This is a genomic window from Pseudomonas sp. SED1 (assembly GCF_034044025.1).
Classification (GTDB): domain Bacteria; phylum Pseudomonadota; class Gammaproteobacteria; order Pseudomonadales; family Pseudomonadaceae; genus Aquipseudomonas.
The window spans coordinates 1-18,482 of sequence record NZ_JAXCIS010000176.1; the positions used below are offsets into that span (position 1 = coordinate 1).

An 18,482-nucleotide genomic window follows, 5' to 3' on the forward strand; every position below is an offset into this window, starting at 1 on the left:
GTTTGCCAAAAGTGACCCGCTGTAAGAGCGGAACCCTAAGCCGCCGTTACCTAAATAACGGATATACACCCAAACCCCCAGCCATCTATCACCTTCATAGGTGGAGTCAAACCGCCCTACCCCCTAGAATCCCCCCACGATTAAAGGAGACGACTTCATGCTGACGGTGATTTCCCCCGCCAAAACCCTCGATTTCGAGTCAAAGCCGGTCACCCCGTGCTTCACCCAACCGCAATACCTCGACCACTCCCAGGAGCTGATCGAACAACTGCGCGAACTGAGCCCGGCGCAAATCAGCGAATTGATGCACGTCTCCGACAAAATCGGCGGCCTCAACGCCGCACGCTTCGGCAGCTGGACCCCAGCCTTCACCCCCGCCAACGCCAAGCAAGCCCTGCTGGCCTTCAAGGGCGACGTCTACACCGGCCTCAACGCCGAAACCTTCAAGGACGCCGACTTCACCTACGCCCAGGATCACCTGCGCATGCTCTCCGGCCTCTACGGCCTGCTGCGCCCACTGGACCTGATGATGCCGTACCGCCTCGAGATGGGCACCAAGCTGCCCAACGCCCGTGGCAAGGACCTGTACGCTTTCTGGGGCACCCGCATCAGCGAATGGCTCAACGAAGCCCTGGCCGAACAAGGCGATGACGTGTTGCTCAACCTGGCCTCCAACGAGTACTTCTCGGCAGTCAAACGCCCGGCACTGAACGCGCGGATCATCAACACCGAGTTCAAGGACCTGAAAAACGGCCAGTACAAGATCATCAGCTTTTACGCCAAAAAGGCCCGGGGCATGATGAGCCGTTTTGTGATTGAAGAACGCATCAACGACCCGGCCAAACTCAAGGAGTTTGACGTGCAGGGGTATCGCTTCAATGCGGAGCAGTCGAAGCCGGATAACCTGGTGTTCCTGCGCGATCACGCCCCGGAATAACCTGACAACGAAGATCCAAATTTGGGAGCGGGCTTGCTCGCGAAAGCGGTGGTTCAGTCGATGCTTTTGTTGCCTGACACGCCGCTTTCGCGAGCAAGCCCGCTCCCACATTTTGTTTGCATTCCAACTCCGAATTCGTCATTTATTTGGCGTCAAAAATAATTCTTCAGAATCCCTAACATTTATTTCACTCGACATTCGTCAATTTTTTTCGTAGTGGCACCACTTTTTTCAAGGAGTAGTGGCACAAAACTATTTAACCCTCGCAACTCCCCGCAACTACTGGCCCAAATAGCAAGTGCTATCACAATAGTACTAGTGCCATCTTTTCTAATATTTCAAGAAATTTCCGGAAACAGGATGAGTGGACAGGAACTATGTCCTAAAGCACCGCTCATACCACCGGTAACGATTATCTCTGCAGATGTAAGAGATGACTTACGTGGCGACCAACGGAAGTAGCAAAGTTGTCATACAGCTTTGACTCAATGGTCAAATCATCAACTGATTAGTTGAAGGCGGACGAAAAGTTTTCACTACTTTCTCCGACAAGGCCAAGGCTGAGCTCACCTGTATGGGTCAGTGAGACAACCCAAGTTGTTGATATATAAGGGCTAAAAACCCCTATCAACGCCTTGCGGCACTGGCGCCAGGCCCTTCCCCAGGAAGGCTGGCTGCATTTCAGGGCAAGCCCCAACAATAAGGCCACGTTGCGCACAACTTGAGTGCATTAGTTAGTCACTCGACTTTTAGTATGCCTGCACTGGATATACCGACGTTTACTCGTCGCACTTTCCAGTGCCTGAGTGACGCTTCAAAACATGAACTCCGGCCATCTAGTGGCACGATTAACAATGAGGTAAATGCGATGCGCATCAGCATATTTGGTTTGGGTTACGTCGGCGCGGTATGTGCCGGTTGCCTGTCTGCACGGGGCCATGAGGTCATTGGCGTAGACATCTCCAAGGACAAGATCGACCTGATCAACGCGGGCAAATCGCCCATCGTTGAACCGGGTCTGGGCGAACTGTTGAGCCAGGGTATCCAGACCGGCCGACTGCGCGGCACTACCAATTTCGCCGACGCTATCCGTGATACCGACCTGTCGATGATTTGCGTCGGCACGCCGAGCAAGAAAAACGGCGACCTGGAACTCAACTACATCGAATCGGTGTGCCGCGAAATCGGGTTTGTCCTGCGTGACAAGACCACCCGCCACACCATCGTGGTCCGCAGCACTGTGCTGCCAGGCACCGTGGCGAACGTGGTGATCCCGATTCTCGAAGACTGCTCCGGCAAGAAAGCCGGCGTCGACTTCGGCGTTGCGGTAAACCCTGAGTTCCTGCGTGAAAGCACTGCCATTGCCGACTACGACCTGCCGCCAATGACCGTCATCGGCGAATTCGACACCGCTTCCGGCGATGTCCTGCAGTCGCTGTACGAAGAACTCGACGCGCCGATCATCCGCAAGGACATCGCCGTCGCCGAGATGATCAAGTACACCTGCAACGTCTGGCATGCGACCAAAGTGACCTTCGCCAACGAGATCGGCAACATCGCCAAGGCGGTAGGTGTCGACGGTCGCGAAGTGATGGAAGTGGTCTGCCAGGACAAGACTCTCAACCTGTCCCAGTACTACATGCGCCCAGGCTTTGCCTTCGGCGGCTCCTGCCTGCCCAAGGACGTGCGCGCCCTGACGTACCGCGCCGGCTCCCTCGACGTGGATGCACCGCTGCTCAACTCGCTGATGCGCAGCAACGAGTCCCAGGTGCAGAACGCCTTCGACATCGTCTCCAGCCATGACAAACGCAAAGTCGCCCTGCTGGGCCTGAGCTTCAAGGCCGGCACCGATGACCTGCGCGAAAGCCCGCTGGTGGAACTGGCAGAAATGCTGATCGGCAAGGGTTTCGACCTGAGCATCTACGACAGTAACGTCGAATACGCTCGCGTCCACGGCGCCAACAAGGACTACATCGAAGGCAAGATCCCTCACGTGTCGTCCCTGCTCAACTCGGACTTCGACGAAGTGATCAACAACTCCGACGTGATCATCCTGGGCAACCGCGATGAGAAGTTCCGTGCCCTGGCGCATAACGCACCCCACGGCAAGCAAGTGGTCGACCTGGTGGGCTTCATGTCCAAGGCCACCAGCGTGAGCGGTCGTACCGAAGGCATTTGCTGGTAACAGCAACGGCAAGTTTCCAGCGGCAAGCGTCCTGATCCCCGACGCTTGCCGCTCGAAGCCTCCTTCACCTGCGGAATGACGCCTATGTCCAAGTTAAAACACGTACTCCTCCAATCCGCCGGCTGGCTGTTTTTCCTGAGCCTGCTGATGGGTCTCGCCCTGCTGTTGCCGGCGAGTACGTTCGACTCCGAGTCGAAGAATTTTATTTTCCTGATTGGTGCCGTCGGTATCTGGCGCTACTCGATGGGTGCTACGCATTTCTTTCGCGGCATGCTGTTCCTGTACGTGGTCTACCCGCACCTGCGGCGCAAAGTGCGCAAGCTGGGCAAAGCGGCAGACCCGTCCCACGTATTCCTGATGGTCACCAGCTTCAGAATCGATGCGCTGACCACTGCCCAGGTCTACAGCTCGGTGATTCGCGAGGCCATCGAATGTGGCTTCCCTACCACCGTGGTCTGCTCCCTGGTGGAAATGTCCGATGAGCTGCTGGTCAAGAGCCTCTGGGCCAAGATGAACCCGCCGGACCACGTCAAGCTGGACTTCGTGCGTATCGCCGGTACCGGCAAGCGTGACGGCCTGGCCTTCGGTTTTCGCGCCATCTCCCGCCACCTGCCGGACGACCGCGCCGTAGTGGCCGTGATCGATGGCGACACCGTGCTCGCCGAGGGCGTCGTGCGCAAGACCGTGCCGTGGTTCCAGCTGTTCGGCAATGTCGGCGGCCTGACCACCAACGAGTTCTGCGAAGTACGCGGCGGCTACATCATGAGCGAGTGGCACAAGCTGCGCTTCGCCCAGCGCCACATCAACATGTGCTCCATGGCCCTGTCCAAACGCGTGCTGACCATGACCGGTCGCATGTCGGTGTTCCGCGCCAACGTGGTCACCGACCCTGGCTTTATCGCCGACGTGGAAAGCGACTCGCTGCAACACTGGCGCCTGGGCCGCTTCAAGTTTTTGACCGGTGACGACAAGTCCAGCTGGTTCAGCCTGATGCGCCTGGGCTACGACACCTTCTACGTACCGGATGCCGCGATTCACACCGTGGAACACCCGCCGGAAAAGAGCTTCATCAAGGCCAGCCGCAAACTGATGTTCCGCTGGTACGGCAACAACCTGCGCCAGAACTCACGTGCCTTGGGCCTGGGGATGCGTCGCCTCGGCCTGTTCACCAGCATCGTGCTGTTCGATCAACGCGTGTCGATGTGGACCTCCCTGCTGGGGCTGACCGTGGCGATCATCGCCACCTTCAAATACGGCGGCGCGTTCATCCTCGCCTACCTGCTGTGGATCGGCATCACCCGCCTGATTCTGACCCTGCTGCTGTCGTGCTCCGGTCACCGGATCGGCCCGGCTTACCCGGTGATTCTCTATTACAACCAGATCATGGGCGCGCTGGTGAAGATCTACGTGTTCTTCCGCCTTGATCAACAGTCCTGGACACGCCAGGACACCAAACTGACCCGCGATTTGGCCAGCTTTCAACGTTGGTTCAACACCTGGTCGTCTCGGACCATGACCTTCTCCGCCGGCAGCATTTTCGTCGCCGTGTTGCTGATGATGGTTTGACCCTGCCAAGCCTGAATTAACTAGGAACTAAACACCATGAATAGCCAAGTAAACGCCAACGTTGTCCACGAATCCGAAGCCCAGCGCCAGCACGCCCGGGTAAAAATCCCGGCCAAGCTGCGCTTCTTCGGCGCCGACCACACGCCGATGGAAGTGCGGGTCATCGACCTGTCCGCCGGCGGCCTGGCGTTCAACGCCCCGCAACAGCCGCTGAAAGTCGGCGATGTGCACAAGGGTCGCCTGCAGTTCGTGATCGATAACCTGGGCCTGGCGATGGACGTCGAGCTGCAGATTCGTTCCTACGACCGCCAGACCGGCCGCACCGGTTGCCAGTTCCAGAACCTCGATGCACAAGACATCTCCACCCTGCGCCACCTGATCACCTCGCACTTGTCCGGCGACATCGTGACCATGGGCGACGTGCTGGCGACCCTGCAACGCGACAACTTCACCAAGGCGCGCAAGGTCAAGGACAGCGGCAGCAACATGAGCGTCGGCGGCCGCCTGCGGGCCGTGACCTTCAGCCTCGGGATCTTCGTGGTGGGCCTGGCGGCATTCGGCTTCGTGGTCAAATCGGTGTACGGCATGTACTTCGTCAGCCACGCCACGTCCGGCCTGGTGAGCGTGCCCGGAATGAACGTGACCATGCCTCGCGACGGCACCGTGCAGAGCCTGATCAAAGGTGACGCGGTCGCTGCCAAGGGCGCGCCATTGGCGACGTTCAGCACCAGCATGCTCGATGTGCTCAAGGGCCATCTGGACGAAGACCAACTGCAACCGGCCAAGGTTGAAGAGCTGTTCGGCAAACAAATGACCGGCACCCTCACCTCCCCGTGCGACTGCGTCGTGGCCCAGCAATTGGTCGCCGACGGTCAGTACGCCAGCAAGGGCGATGTGATCTTCCAACTGGTACCGCGCGGCAGCCAGGCCAACGTTGATGCACGCTTCTCCTATCGCCAGTTTGCCGACGTTCGCCCGGGTACCCGCGTGAACTTCCAGGTGGCGGATGAAGAGCAGGTGCGTACCGGCACCATCGTCAGCAGCACCAGCCTCAACAGCAGCGAAATGTCTTCCGATATTCGCGTGCAGATCAAACCCGATGCCCCGCTGGACAGCACCTACGCCGGCCGCCCGGTTGAAGTGACCAGCGACCGCGGCCCATCCCTGAATTGGCTGATCGACAAAGCCATGGCCAACGGTCTGTAAGCAGAGGACATGCCTGTGATGACTCTCTCAAAAACACCGCAATCCCTGTGGGAGCGGGCTTGCTCGCGAAAGCAGTGTGTCAGCCAACACATGCATCAACTGACAGGGCCCCTTCGCGAGCAAGCCCGCTCCCACATGGGAACTGCGGCGTTGCTGGCTGTTGCGGTCAGCCTCGCCGGTTGCGCCGGCCTGCCCGACCAACGCCTGGCCAATGAAGCCCTCAAGCGTGGTGACACGGTCACCGCGCAGCAGAACTACCAGCAACTGGCAGACCTGGGCTACAGCGAGGCCCAGGTGGGCCTGGCGGATATCCAGGTCGGCACCCGCGACCCCGAGCAAATCAAGCAGGCCGAAGCGACGTATCGCGCGGCCGCCGATACCTCGCCCCGTGCCCAGGCACGCCTGGGTCGCCTGCTGGTGGCCAAGCCGGGAGCTACTGAAGCCGAGCACCATGAAGCCGAAGGCCTGTTGAAAAAAGCCTTTGCCAATGGCGAAGGCAACACCCTGATTCCGCTGGCAATGCTGTACCTGCAATACCCGCATGATTTCCCGAACATCAACGCCCAGCAGCAAATCAGCAAATGGCGCGCCTCGGGTTACCCGGAAGCCGGCCTGGCCCAGGTGCTGCTGTATCGCACCCAGGACACCTACGACCAGCATCTGGATGAAGTGGAAAGCATCTGCAAGGCCGCGCTGAACACCACCGATATCTGCTACGTCGAGTTGGCCACGGTCTACCAGAAAAAAGCCGAGCCGGAAAAACAGGCCGAACTGCTCAAGCAGATGGAAGCCGGCTACAGCCATGGCACCGTCACCGCCCAGCGGGTCGACAGCGTCGCTCGCGTACTGGGTGATGCAAGCCTGGGCAAGACTGACGAAAAAACCGCCCAGGCGCTGTTGGAAAAAATCGCCCCTGCTTACCCGGCCTCCTGGGTCAGCCTGGCGCAACTGCTCTACGACTTCCCGGAACTGGGTGACGTCGACCAGATGATGAAGTACCTGGACAACGGCCGCGCCGCCGACCAGCCCCGCGCCGAACTGTTGCTGGGCAAGCTCTACTACGAAGGCAAGTGGGTCCCGGCAGATGCCAAGGCCGCCGAAGAACACTTCCAGAAAGCCGTCGGCCGCGAAGTGGCTGCCGATTACTACCTCGGCCAGATTTACCGCCGTGGCTACCTGGGCAAGGTCTATTCGCAAAAGGCCTTGGACCATCTGCTGACCGCTGCGCGCAACGGCCAGAACAGCGCCGACTTCGCGATTGCCCAACTGTTTTCCCAAGGCAAGGGCACCAAGCCCGACCCGCTTAACGCCTATGTCTTCAGCCAGTTGGCCAAGGCCCAGGACACGCCGGAAGCCAACGACCTGGCGACCCAGCTCGAAGCTCCGCTGCCCCCGGAACAACGCGCCGAAGGCCAACGCCTGGTGCAACAGGAACTGGCCGTGCGCGGCACCCTGGCCCAAAGCACGCTGCAATTGCACGCCCTGCAAGAAGAAGACGGCGAGGAATCCCTATGAAGCTCAATCCATTCGTCAAGGCCGGCATCGGCCTGACCTTCGCCCTGCTGTGGTCGTGTCCGACCCTGGCCGCGCTGACTGAAGCCAAGAACTTCGGCCTGGAAGTCAAAGTCACCGGCCAGTCCGAAGATGACCGCGACCTGGGCACCCAGAAAGGCGGCGACGTCAACGGCATCGGCCTTGACCTGCGCCCCTGGATCTACGGTGAGAGCGGCAACTGGAGCGCCTACGCCATGGGCCAGGCCGTGACCTCCAGCGACATCATCGAGACCGACACCCTGCAACAGTCCTCGGATGACGCCACCCAACAGACCAGCAATGACGACCGCAAGAGCAAGAAGAATTACCTGGCGATGCGCGAGTTCTGGGTCGCCTACGGCGGCTTCACGCCCTACCCCGGCGAGATCCTCAAGCTCGGTCGCCAACGCCTGCGCAACGACGACGGCCAATGGCGCGACACCAATATCGAAGCGCTGAACTGGACCTTCGACACCACCTTGCTCAAGGCCAATGTCGGCGTCGCCGAGCGTTTCAGCGAATACCGCACCGACCTCAAGGAACTGTCGCCCAAGGACAAGGACCGTCAGCACCTTTACGCCGACGCCGCCTATCAGTGGACGCCAGGCCAGTGGATCGGCCTGCGCGCTCACCACACCCATGACGACGGCAAGCTCGACTTCCCGGAACCGGGCGTGGCCACCGATTCGCTGGACAAGCGCGAGAACGGCGACCTGACCTGGCTCGGCATCGAAGCCAACAGCGACGCCTACAACTGGCGCAACACCAACACCGTCAACTACTGGGCGAGCGTCACCGGCATGCAGGGCGACCGCGACACGGTCAACGCCTTGAACGCCGACGGCACCCGTCCCACCAATGCCAAGCGCAGCGATGACGTGAATGGCTGGGCCACCGATTTGGGTGTGCGCCTGCGCCTCGACCCGCAGTGGCAAGTGGGCGCCGCCTACTCCCGCGCCAGCGCCGAATACGAGCAGAACGGCCTGCAAAGCAACCGTTCGAACTGGACCGGTACCCAGTCCCGCGTCCACCGTTTCGGCGAAGCGTTTCGCGGCGAGATGAACAACATGCAGGCCATGAGCCTGTTCGGTTCGTGGCAGCTGCGCGAGGACTATGACGCCAGCCTGGTGTACCACAAGTTCTGGCGCGTCGACGGCAACAAGCCGGTGGGCAGCAACGGCATCGACGCCGTGCAGAACAACACCGATGACGTGACCGGCGCGATCCTGTCCAGCACGTCCCTGCCGCTTGAAGATGGCAAGAAAGACCTGGGCCAGGAGATGGACCTGGTGGTCACCAAGTACTTCAAGAAAGGCCTGCTGCCGGCCGGGCTCAGCCAGTCGATCGACGAACCGTCGGCTCTGGTGCGCTTCCGTGCAGGCGTGTTCAAACCGGGCGACGCCTATGGCAGCCAAGTCGACTCGTACATGCATCGCGCCTTTGTCGACGTGATCTGGAAGTTCTGATGGGAGCCTGCGCAATGAACCCTCAAGCCCTCAAAGGCTCGGTCAGCCTGCTGGTCGCAGCGATGCTGCTGGCCAGCACTTCGGCCTTCGCCGATGTCGCGCAGCAGGTCAAGGCGCCGACCATCGCCAAAGAGCTGCAACAGGCCAAGACCTACACCATCTCCAGCCCGCCGACCGCGCCGCTGGAGATGGCCAAGCCTGCGCTGCCGGACGTGTCCGGCTACACCGCGGCCAATATCGCCAAGAAAATTGTGCGCACCAAACCTGGCAAAGTCAGCATCCGCCGGATGATGCAGGAAGACGCCCTGAAGGACTTCATCGGCGGCGACAACAAGATGGCCGAATGGGTAGTGCGCCAGCACGGTATTCCCCAGGCGATCTTTGTCGACGACGGCTACATGAACCTCAAGGACCTGCTGAAGAAAGTGCCCAAGCAGTACTTGAGCGAAACCTCGCCGGGTGTGTTCCTCGCCAAGTTGCCGATCGTGGTGGGCCGTAAAGGCATCCTCGAAATCGACAAGCAGACTCAAGAGCTGCGCCTGTCCCAGGAAGCCGGTTCGTTCCTGATCAACGACGGCCAACTGTTCGTACGTGACACCAAAATCACCGGCTGGCGCGAGAAGACCAACGGCCCGGCGACCTTCCAGTCGCCCAAGGAATTCCGTCCGTTCCTGCTGGCCTGGGGCGGCACCGAGACCTACATCGCCAACAGCAAGATGGCCAGCTTCGGCTACGCCAACAGTAAGTCGTATGGCGTGAGTATTTCCCAGTACACGCCGAACATGGCCAAGGTGCTCAAGCGCCCCGAGCCGACGGGCTGGATCGTCGACTCCGAGTTCTCGGACATGTGGTACGGCTTCTACTGCTACGAAACCACCGGCTTTGTGCTCAAGGGCAATACCTACAAAGACAACATCGTCTACGGCATTGACCCCCACGACCGTTCACACGGCCTGATCATCACTGACAACACCGTCTACGGCACGAAGAAGAAGCACGGCATCATCATTTCCCGGGAAGTGAACGACAGCTTCATCTTCAACAACCGCAGCTTCGACAACAAACTCTCGGGCCTGGTGATCGACCGTAACAGCGTCAACAACCTGATCGCCGACAACGAGATCTACCGCAACCACACCGACGGCATCACCCTCTATGAGAGCGGCGATAACCTGCTGTGGGGCAACAAGGTGATCAGCAACCGTCGCCACGGCATCCGCGTGCGTAACAGCGTGAACATTCGCCTGTACGAGAACATTGCCATGGCCAACGGGCTGACCGGCGTGTACGGCCACATCAAGGATTTGACCGACACCGACCGCGACATCGCCCTCGACCCGTTCGACACCAAGGTCTCGCTGATTGTGGTGGGCGGTGAATTGGCCGCCAACGGCAGCGGGCCGCTGTCCATCGACTCGCCCTTGAGCGTCGAGTTGTACCGCGTGTCGATGCTTGCGCCGACCAAATCCAGTGGCATCAGCTTCTCGGGCGTTCTTGGCGATCGCCAGGAAGAGATCCTCGACTTGCTGGTACGCCAGAAGAAAGCCGTGCTGATCGACCCTGTCGAACGCCAGACCGAAATGCAGGACTGAGGATGACCTTTATGCACCCACACATGATCAAATTGCTCAGCCTTTCGGGTTTGACCCTCGGCCTGCTCGCGGCCAGCCAGGGCGTGCGTGCCGACGAAGTACAGGCCCCGAAATTCAGCGCCGAACCGTGCTGCAGCCTGTGCCCGGCTGCCCACGACGCGAAGAACTACACCACGCGCTACCAGCAGAACTTCACCACCCTGGTGCAAGCCCAGGGCGATTGGTTGTTCCGTACCCAGGAAGACCTGCGCACCGAATTCGACACCAGCCCCGCCGGCTACAAACGCATGCAACAGCTGCACGATGCGTTCAAGAGCAAGGGCGTGGAACTGGTGGTGGTCTACCAGCCAACCCGTGGTTTGGTGAACCGCAACAAGCTCAACCCTGAAGAGAAAGCCAAGTTCGATTTCGACAAGGCCCTGGGCAACTACAAAACCATGCTCGGGCGTTTCGCCAAGATGGGCTATGTCGTGCCGGACCTGTCGCCGCTGACCAACGAGCAGTTGCCGGATGAATTACCGGCCCACGACTTCTACTTCCGCGGTGACCAACACTGGACGCCATACGGCGCCCAGCGCACCGCCAAAATCGTCGGCGCGAAAGTGCGCGCGATGCCCGAGTTTGCCGGCATCCCGCAGCGTGAATTCGAGACCAAACGTTCCGGGCGCATGGGTAAGACCGGCACCCTGCACAACATGGCCGGGCAACTGTGTGGCACCAGCTACGCGATCCAGTACATGGACCAGTTCACCACCGAGCCCAAGGGCGAAGCGGCGGACGGCGACCTGTTCGGTGATTCCGGCAACCCGCAGATCACCCTCGTGGGCACCAGCCACAGCGGCAAGAACTACAACTTCGCCGGCTTCCTGGAACAGGAAATCGGTGCCGACATTCTCAACGTCGCCTTCCCCGGCGGTGGTCTCGAAGGCTCGATGATCCAGTACCTGGGCAGCGACGAATTCCAGAAGACCCCGCCGAAGATCCTGATCTGGGAATTCTCGCCGCTGTATCGCCTGGACCAGGAGACCATCTACCGCCAGATGATGTCGCTGCTGGACAACGGCTGCGAAGGCAAGACCGCCCAGATGAGCGCCAGCACCACGCTGAAACCCGGCAAGAACGAATTACTGGTTAACAGTTCGAACAAAGACCTGCGCAACGCCAGCCATCAGGTCGACATCCGCTTCGCCGACCCTTCGGTGAAAACCCTGCAAGCAACCCTCTGGTACATGAACGGGCGCCACGAGGACATCAAGATCGACAAACCCGAAACATCCGATACAGACGGGCGTTTCGCCTTTGAACTGCGCACCGATGAAGACTGGGCCACGCAAAACCTGCTGGCCGTGGAAGTGCAGGGCCCTGAAGCGGGCACTGCCGCGCAGAAAGTCGAAGCGAAAATTTGCACACGCAACGTATTCCCCGCCGGTGGTCAACAGACCGCATCTGCCGGGCAATGAGGTTACTTATGCAGAAGCTATTGATTCCAACATTACTGGGCATGGCGATCTTCGCCGGATCAGTCAATGCCGCCGCGCCACTGCTTCCACCCCAGGGTTATTTCGCCCCGGTGGAAGCATTCAAGACCGGCGACTTCAAGAATGACTGCGACACCATGCCGGCGCCGTACACCGGTTCGCTGCAGTTTCGCAGCAAGTACGAAGGTTCGGACAAGGCTCGCTCCACGTTGAACGTGCAGTCCGAAAAAGCCTTTCGCGACAGCACCGCCGACATCACCAAGCTGGAAAAAGACACCAGCAAACGCGTGATGCAATTCATGCGCGACGGTCGCCCGGAGCAGCTGGAATGTACGCTGAACTGGCTGACGAGTTGGGCCAAGGCGGATGCGTTGATGTCCAAGGATTTCAACCACACCGGCAAGTCCATGCGCAAATGGGCGTTGGGCAGCATGGCCTCGGCCTATGTACGCCTGAAGTTCTCCGACTCCCACCCGCTGGCCAACCACCAGCAGGAGTCGCAGTTGATCGAGGCCTGGTTCAGCAAAATGGCCGACCAGGTGGTGAGCGACTGGGACAACCTGCCGCTGGATAAAACCAACAACCACTCCTACTGGGCCGCCTGGTCGGTGATGGCGACCTCCATCGCCACCAACCGTCGCGACCTGTTTGATTGGGCCGTGAAGGAATACAAGGTCGGCGCCAATCAGGTCGATGCGCAGGGCTTCCTGCCGAACGAATTGAAGCGTCAGCAACGGGCTTTGTCGTACCACAACTATGCCCTGCCGCCGCTGGCGATGATCGCCAGTTTTGCCCTGGTCAACGGTGTTGACCTGCGCCAGGAAAACAACGGCGCCTTGAAACGCCTGGGCGACAACGTGCTGGCCGGGGTGAAAGACCCGGAGATCTTCGAGAAGAAGAACGGCAAGGAACAAGACATGAAGGACCTCAAGGAAGACATGAAATTTGCCTGGCTTGAGCCCTTCTGCACCCTCTACACCTGCGCGCCGGATGTGATCGAGCGCAAGCACGGGATGCAGCCGTTCAAGACGTTCCGTCTCGGGGGTGACCTGACCAAGGTCTTCGACCCGGCGCACGAGAAAGGCAACAAAGGCTCCTGACGAAACGCAATTCAAATGTGGGAGCGGGCTTGCTCGCGAAGGCGGTGTAACAGTCGCCGTCTGTGTTGAATGACACACCGCATTCGCGAGCAAGCCCGCTCCCACATTTTGAGCCGGTTTCGTCAGTGGGAATGTAATACCGCCCCTCTCCGTTTTCGGTGGGGGGTTTGGGGGGGCCGTTGGCCCTTGACTGTTGGTTAAACATGGAGAGATCGGGATGGTTTTCTCGTCCAATGTGTTCCTGTTTTTGTTCTTGCCGATCTTCCTCGGCTTGTACTACTTGAGCGGGCAACGCTATCGCAATCTGCTGCTGCTGGTTGCCAGCTATGTGTTCTACGCCTGGTGGCGAGTGGACTTCCTGGCGCTGTTCGCCGCCGTGACGCTGTGGAACTACTGGATCGGCCTCAAGGTCGGTGCGGCAGGCGTGCGCACCAAGCCGGCCCAGCGCTGGCTGCTGTTGGGCGTGGCGGTCGACCTGTGCATCCTCGGCTACTTCAAGTATGCCAACTTCGGCGTCGACAGCATCAACCTGATGATGAAGTCGGCGGGGCTTGAGCCTTTCATCCTGACCCACGTGCTGTTGCCGATCGGTATCTCGTTCTACATCTTCGAGTCCATCAGCTACATCATCGACGTGTACCGCGGCGACACCCCGGCCACCCGCAACCTGATCGACTTTGCGGCGTTCGTGGCGATCTTCCCGCACCTGATTGCCGGCCCCGTGTTGCGCTTTCGCGACCTGGCCGACCAGTTCAACAACCGCACCCACACCCTCGATAAATTCTCCGAGGGCTGCACGCGGTTCATGCAGGGTTTCATCAAGAAGGTGTTCATCGCCGACACCCTGGCGGTGGTCGCCGACCATTGCTTCGCCCTGCAAAACCCCACCACCGGCGACGCGTGGCTCGGCGCGCTGGCGTACACCGCGCAGCTGTACTTCGACTTCTCCGGCTACAGCGACATGGCCATCGGTTTGGGCTTGATGATGGGTTTCCGCTTCATGGAAAACTTCAAGCAACCGTACATCAGCCAGTCGATCACCGAGTTCTGGCGGCGCTGGCACATCAGCCTGTCCACCTGGCTGCGTGACTACCTCTACATCACCCTGGGCGGCAACCGTAAAGGCACGCTGACCACCTACCGCAACCTGTTCCTGACCATGCTGCTCGGTGGCCTGTGGCACGGTGCAAACATCACCTACATCGTGTGGGGCGCCTGGCACGGCATGTGGCTGGCGATTGAAAAAGCCATCGGCCTCAACACCGCACCGCGCAGTTTCAACGTCGTGCGCTGGGCCTTCACCTTCCTGCTGGTGGTAATGGGCTGGGTGATCTTCCGCTCGGAAAACCTGCACGTCGCCGGCCGTATGTACGGCGCGATGTTCAGCTTCGGCGAGTGGTCACTCTCGGAACTCAATCGCGCCAGCCTCACCGGCCTGCAAGTGGCAACCCTGGTGGTGGCATACGCAACCCTGGCGTTTTTCGGCCTGCGGGACTTCTACAACAACCGCCCACCGGAAAAAACCAAGCCTGCGGTCAACACCCAGGCCGATGGCCCGGCGACTGCACAACCTGGCTTGATCAAGGCCGTACCGGGCGACACCCCGGGCAGCATCCATGAGCCCGGCTACACCGTTGGCACCGAGGCCACCGTGCAACCGGCCTACTGGACCGCCACCTGGCCACGCTACGCCATGCGCGCCGCAGTACTGCTGCTGTTCGTGGCGTCGATTCTCAAACTTTCGGCGCAGAGCTTCTCGCCGTTCCTTTACTTCCAGTTCTGAGGGAGCCGACCATGACCCGTTCATTACGCGTCCTCTATATCGCCTTGTTCATGGCCGTGCTGCTGGCGTTGGGCGCCTGGTCGATGCGCAGTTTCTTCGGTTTCAGCACCAACGCCGACGCTACCGTGCTCAACGGTCGCTGGACCAAGGCCGTCGAGACCCATTACGACGACCAGTTCCCGATCAAGCGCCTGGGCACCAACCTCTGGGCAGCCCTGGACTACAAGCTGTTCAATGAAGGCCGCCCTGGCGTGGTGATTGGCCGCGATCACTGGCTCTACAGCGACGAGGAATTCAACCCCATCGTCAACGAAGACCAGAACCTGCAAGGCAACTACGCCCTGGTGGAAGGCGTGCGCCAGAAGCTCAAGGCCCAAGGCATCCAACTGGTGATGGCGATCGTGCCGGCCAAGGTGCGCCTGTACCCGGAACACCTGGGTGAAGTGCAGCCGGCGAGTATCCACGCAGGTCTGTACCAGGACTTCCATGCCCGCATGGCCGCCGACAAGATCGTCGCTCCCGACCTGATGGGCCCGCTGCAACAGGCCAAGCTGCACGGCCAGCAAGTGTTCCTGCGCACCGACACCCACTGGACCCCGGACGGCGCTGAAGTGGCGGCCAAAGAATTGGCCAAGACAATTGCCAACAAAACGCCCCTGAGCGGCGAGCCTCAACGCTTCGTCACCGAAGCCGAGAAGACCGAGCCACACAAGGGCGACCTGCGTCTGTTCCTGCCCCTGGACCCGCTGTTCGAAAACCTGATGCCACCCAAGGAGCCGCTGCAAAAACGCGTGACTCACCTGGCTGAAACCAAAGGCGACGACGCCCTGTTCACCGACAGCGAAACCCCGGTGGCCCTGGTGGGCACCAGCTACAGCGCCAACCCGAACTGGAACTTTGTCGGCGCGCTGAAGCAAGCGCTGGGCAGCGACGTCATTAACTACTCCGAAGACGGCCACGGCCCGATCCTGCCGATGCTCAGCTACCTGAAAAGCGACGACTTCAAGAACAGCCCGCCACAGGTGCTGATCTGGGAGTTTCCTGAACGTTATCTGCCTGTGAACAACGAAATCGGCGATGCCGACCCGCAGTGGGTTGCGCAGCTCAAACAAGCCGGTGCGCGCCAACAGAACATGGCTATCAACACCCCCGCCGTTAAAAACATGAACTCCGAGACGCCCAACCGGGCGCAAAACTGAAAGAGAGGTAACTCACATGACTTTCACTACTACTCCGCGTCGTCTCGCAAAAACCTTTGCCCTCGTTGCAGGCATGAGCGTTATTTCGATGTCCGCCTTCGCCGGTGGCGACGCCGCCCTCTACGGCCCGGTCGCGCCAAAAGGCTCGAGCTTTGTGCGGGTATACAACGCCAGCAACCAGGAAGTCAGCGCCACCGTCGGCAGCACCAACCTCAACGAGGTTGCCCCGTTGGCCAGCAGTGACTTCAGCTTCATGCCGGGCGGTGACTACAGCGCCAAGGTCGGCAGCCAGACCCTGCCGGTCAAGCTCGCCTCCGACCACTACTACACCCTGGTCAGCAGCGGCAGCGGCCAGCCGCAACTGATCGAAGAACCGCCGTTCAAGAACAAGCAGAAATCCCTGGTGCGCGTGCAGAACCTCAGTGACAAGTCGCTGACCCTGAAAACCGCCGACGGCAAGACCGACGTGGTCCAGGCCGTGGCCGCCAAGGGCCGTGGCGAGCGCGAGATCAACCCGGTGAAGGTCAGCCTGGCCTTGTACGAAGGCGACAAGAAAGTCGGCGACGTGAAGCCGGTAGCCCTGGAGCGTGGTGAGGCCGCAGTGCTGTACGTCACCGGCAGCGGCGCCAACCTGTCGCCAGTGTGGGTCAAGCGCCCCGTGTCGACCCGCTAACTATTTACCGGACGGACCGCACCCCCTGTAGGAGCGAGCTTGCTCGCGAAGAACGCTAACGATGACGCAGCGCCCCCGGTTTATCCCGGCGCTCTCTGGTTTTTCGCGAGCAAGCTCGCTCCTACAGGATTAAGCGGCCAGCCCGGACCGAGACAAAAACAAGAGTGAAACGACAGAACGCAGTAGCTCTAACCCATATTGATTCAAGGAGAAACACATGATCCCAGTAATCCTTTCCGGTGGTAGCGGCTCACGTCTTTGGCCGCTTTCGCGTAAACAGTTTCCCAAGCAGTTCCTGGCCCTGACCGGCGAGCACACTTTGTTCCAGCAAACCCTGGAGCGCCTGGTGTTCGACGGCATGGATGCACCCATCGTGGTCTGCAACAAAGACCACCGCTTTATCGTCAACGAGCAACTGGCCGCCCGCAAACTGGAAACCCAGCGCATCCTGATGGAACCGTTCGGCCGTAACACCGCGCCGGCCGTGGCCCTGACGGCAATGATGCTGGTCAACGAAGGCCGTGACGAGCTGATGCTGGTGCTGCCGGCCGACCACGTGCTGGACGACCAGAAAGCCCTGCAACGTGCCCTGGCCCTGGCCACTGTGGCCGCTGAGCGTGGTGAAATGGTGCTGTTCGGCGTGCCGGCCACCCGTCCGGAAACCGGCTACGGCTACATCAAGTCGACCAACGATTCGCTGCTGCCCGAAGGCGTCAGCCGCGTGCAACAGTTCGTTGAAAAACCCGATGAAAAACGCGCCACCGAGTTCGTCAAAAGCGGTGGTTACTTCTGGAACAGCGGCATGTTCCTGTTCCGCGCCAGCCGCTTCCTGGAAGAGCTGAAAAAGCACGATCCGGACATCTACGACACCTGCCTGCTGACCCTGGAACGCAGCAACCACAGCGCCGACACCATCGACATCGACGAAGCCACTTTCGCCTGCTGCCCGGATAACTCCATCGACTACGCCGTGATGGAAAAAACCCAGCTGGCCTGCGTGGTGCCATTGACCGCTGGCTGGAGCGACGTGGGTTGCTGGGCATCGCTGTGGGACGTGAATGAAAAAGACGCCAACGGCAACGTCAGCAAAGGCGACGTGGTGATCCAGGACAGCAAGAACTGCATGATCCACGGCAACGGCAAGCTGGTGTCGGTGATCGGTCTGGAAAACATCGTGGTGGTAGAAACCAAGGACGCGATGATGATTGCCCACAAGGACAAGGTCCAGGGCGTCAAGCAGATGGTCAACACTCTCAACGAACAGGGCCGCAGCGAAACCCAGAACCACTGCGAGGTCTACCGTCCGTGGGGCTCGTATGACTCGGTGGACATGGGCGGCCGCTTCCAGGTCAAGCACATCTCGGTCAAGCCGGGCGCGTGCCTGTCGTTGCAGATGCACCACCACCGCGCCGAACACTGGATCGTGGTCAGCGGCACTGCCGAAGTCACCTGTGACGAGAACGTGTTCCTGCTCACCGAAAACCAGTCCACCTACATTCCGATCGCCTCGGTGCACCGCTTGCGCAACCCGGGCAAGATCCCATTGGAGATCATTGAAGTGCAGTCCGGCAGCTACCTGGGTGAAGACGATATCGAGCGTTTTGAAGATATCTACGGTCGGTCTACGCCGATCGAGCGTGGCGTGTCGGTGAAAACCATCGCGCAGTAAAAGAGCGGCACAAGAAGCCCCCGTCACACCGACTGCGTCCCCTATCCGCAGCCGGTGGGTCGGGGGCTTTTTCAGATCAATGCCCCAGCGCTTTC

At 60.1% G+C, this 18,482-nt stretch carries 13 protein-coding genes; all 13 read left to right on the top strand.

Features of this window, described 5'->3' with window-relative positions:
• The first annotated feature begins 157 nt into the window (after positions 1-157).
• The gene (gene yaaA / locus SNL23_RS21905; protein ID WP_318303494.1) at positions 158-937 is read left to right on the top strand and encodes a peroxide stress protein YaaA; all 780 of its coding nucleotides are present in this window, start codon (positions 158-160) and stop codon (positions 935-937) included.
• An 868-nt stretch (positions 938-1,805) separates the two neighbouring features.
• Positions 1,806-3,122 (top strand): nucleotide sugar dehydrogenase, encoded by a 1,317-nt coding sequence (locus SNL23_RS21910; protein ID WP_076014352.1) that lies wholly within the window; start codon positions 1,806-1,808, stop codon positions 3,120-3,122.
• Between the two features lie 84 nt (positions 3,123-3,206).
• Positions 3,207-4,688 carry a mannuronan synthase gene (gene alg8 / locus SNL23_RS21915; RefSeq protein WP_167662863.1) on the top strand — a complete coding sequence of 494 codons (1,482 nt, stop codon included), beginning with the start codon at positions 3,207-3,209 and terminating at the stop codon, positions 4,686-4,688.
• A gap of 36 nt (positions 4,689-4,724) precedes the next feature.
• Positions 4,725-5,894: an alginate biosynthesis protein Alg44 gene (locus SNL23_RS21920; protein ID WP_167662864.1), complete on the top strand. Its 1,170-nt coding sequence runs from the start codon at positions 4,725-4,727 to the stop codon at positions 5,892-5,894.
• A 90-nt stretch (positions 5,895-5,984) separates the two neighbouring features.
• A complete protein-coding gene (gene algK, locus SNL23_RS21925) occupies positions 5,985-7,409 on the top strand; it encodes an alginate biosynthesis TPR repeat lipoprotein AlgK (RefSeq protein ID WP_412104254.1) in 1,425 nt (474 codons plus the stop codon).
• Entirely contained in the window at positions 7,406-8,893 is a 1,488-nt protein-coding gene (locus tag SNL23_RS21930) for an alginate export family protein (RefSeq protein WP_318303495.1), read from the top strand. Before algK ends, SNL23_RS21930 begins: the two co-directional genes overlap by 4 nt.
• Positions 8,893-10,485: a mannuronan 5-epimerase AlgG gene (gene algG, locus SNL23_RS21935; protein WP_076014357.1), complete on the top strand. Its 1,593-nt coding sequence runs from the start codon at positions 8,893-8,895 to the stop codon at positions 10,483-10,485. The genes SNL23_RS21930 and algG overlap by 1 nt, the downstream gene beginning before the upstream one ends.
• 11 nt (positions 10,486-10,496) lie before the next feature.
• Positions 10,497-11,945 carry an alginate O-acetyltransferase gene (locus SNL23_RS21940; RefSeq protein WP_318303566.1) on the top strand — a complete coding sequence of 483 codons (1,449 nt, stop codon included), beginning with the start codon at positions 10,497-10,499 and terminating at the stop codon, positions 11,943-11,945.
• An 8-nt stretch (positions 11,946-11,953) separates the two neighbouring features.
• Positions 11,954-13,063 (top strand): mannuronate-specific alginate lyase, encoded by a 1,110-nt coding sequence (locus tag SNL23_RS21945; protein ID WP_318303497.1) that lies wholly within the window; start codon positions 11,954-11,956, stop codon positions 13,061-13,063.
• Between the two features lie 217 nt (positions 13,064-13,280).
• Positions 13,281-14,846: an MBOAT family O-acyltransferase gene (locus tag SNL23_RS21950; RefSeq protein WP_076014359.1), complete on the top strand. Its 1,566-nt coding sequence runs from the start codon at positions 13,281-13,283 to the stop codon at positions 14,844-14,846.
• A gap of 11 nt (positions 14,847-14,857) precedes the next feature.
• Complete coding sequence (locus tag SNL23_RS21955; protein WP_076014360.1) at positions 14,858-16,045, top strand: alginate O-acetyltransferase; 1,188 nt, start codon at positions 14,858-14,860, stop codon at positions 16,043-16,045.
• A gap of 16 nt (positions 16,046-16,061) precedes the next feature.
• Positions 16,062-16,718, top strand: coding sequence for an alginate O-acetyltransferase AlgF (locus SNL23_RS21960; RefSeq protein WP_318303498.1), 657 nt, complete (start codon positions 16,062-16,064; stop codon positions 16,716-16,718).
• Positions 16,719-16,935: 217 nt separating this feature from the next.
• The gene (locus SNL23_RS21965) at positions 16,936-18,387 is read left to right on the top strand and encodes a mannose-1-phosphate guanylyltransferase/mannose-6-phosphate isomerase (RefSeq protein WP_076014362.1); all 1,452 of its coding nucleotides are present in this window, start codon (positions 16,936-16,938) and stop codon (positions 18,385-18,387) included.
• Positions 18,388-18,482: the final 95 nt, after the last annotated feature.

Coding starts and splice junctions, on each gene's coding strand:
- algG (WP_076014357.1), top strand. CDS start 8,893: ATGGGAGCCTGCGCAATGAACCCTCAAGCCCTCAAAGGCTCGGTCAGC.
- SNL23_RS21940 (WP_318303566.1), top strand. CDS start 10,497: ATGCACCCACACATGATCAAATTGCTCAGCCTTTCGGGTTTGACCCTC.
- SNL23_RS21950 (WP_076014359.1), top strand. CDS start 13,281: ATGGTTTTCTCGTCCAATGTGTTCCTGTTTTTGTTCTTGCCGATCTTC.
- SNL23_RS21945 (WP_318303497.1), top strand. CDS start 11,954: ATGCAGAAGCTATTGATTCCAACATTACTGGGCATGGCGATCTTCGCC.
- SNL23_RS21965 (WP_076014362.1), top strand. CDS start 16,936: ATGATCCCAGTAATCCTTTCCGGTGGTAGCGGCTCACGTCTTTGGCCG.
- SNL23_RS21930 (WP_318303495.1), top strand. CDS start 7,406: ATGAAGCTCAATCCATTCGTCAAGGCCGGCATCGGCCTGACCTTCGCC.
- alg8 (WP_167662863.1), top strand. CDS start 3,207: ATGTCCAAGTTAAAACACGTACTCCTCCAATCCGCCGGCTGGCTGTTT.
- yaaA (WP_318303494.1), top strand. CDS start 158: ATGCTGACGGTGATTTCCCCCGCCAAAACCCTCGATTTCGAGTCAAAG.
- SNL23_RS21910 (WP_076014352.1), top strand. CDS start 1,806: ATGCGCATCAGCATATTTGGTTTGGGTTACGTCGGCGCGGTATGTGCC.
- SNL23_RS21955 (WP_076014360.1), top strand. CDS start 14,858: ATGACCCGTTCATTACGCGTCCTCTATATCGCCTTGTTCATGGCCGTG.
- SNL23_RS21920 (WP_167662864.1), top strand. CDS start 4,725: ATGAATAGCCAAGTAAACGCCAACGTTGTCCACGAATCCGAAGCCCAG.
- algK (WP_412104254.1), top strand. CDS start 5,985: ATGCATCAACTGACAGGGCCCCTTCGCGAGCAAGCCCGCTCCCACATG.
- SNL23_RS21960 (WP_318303498.1), top strand. CDS start 16,062: ATGACTTTCACTACTACTCCGCGTCGTCTCGCAAAAACCTTTGCCCTC.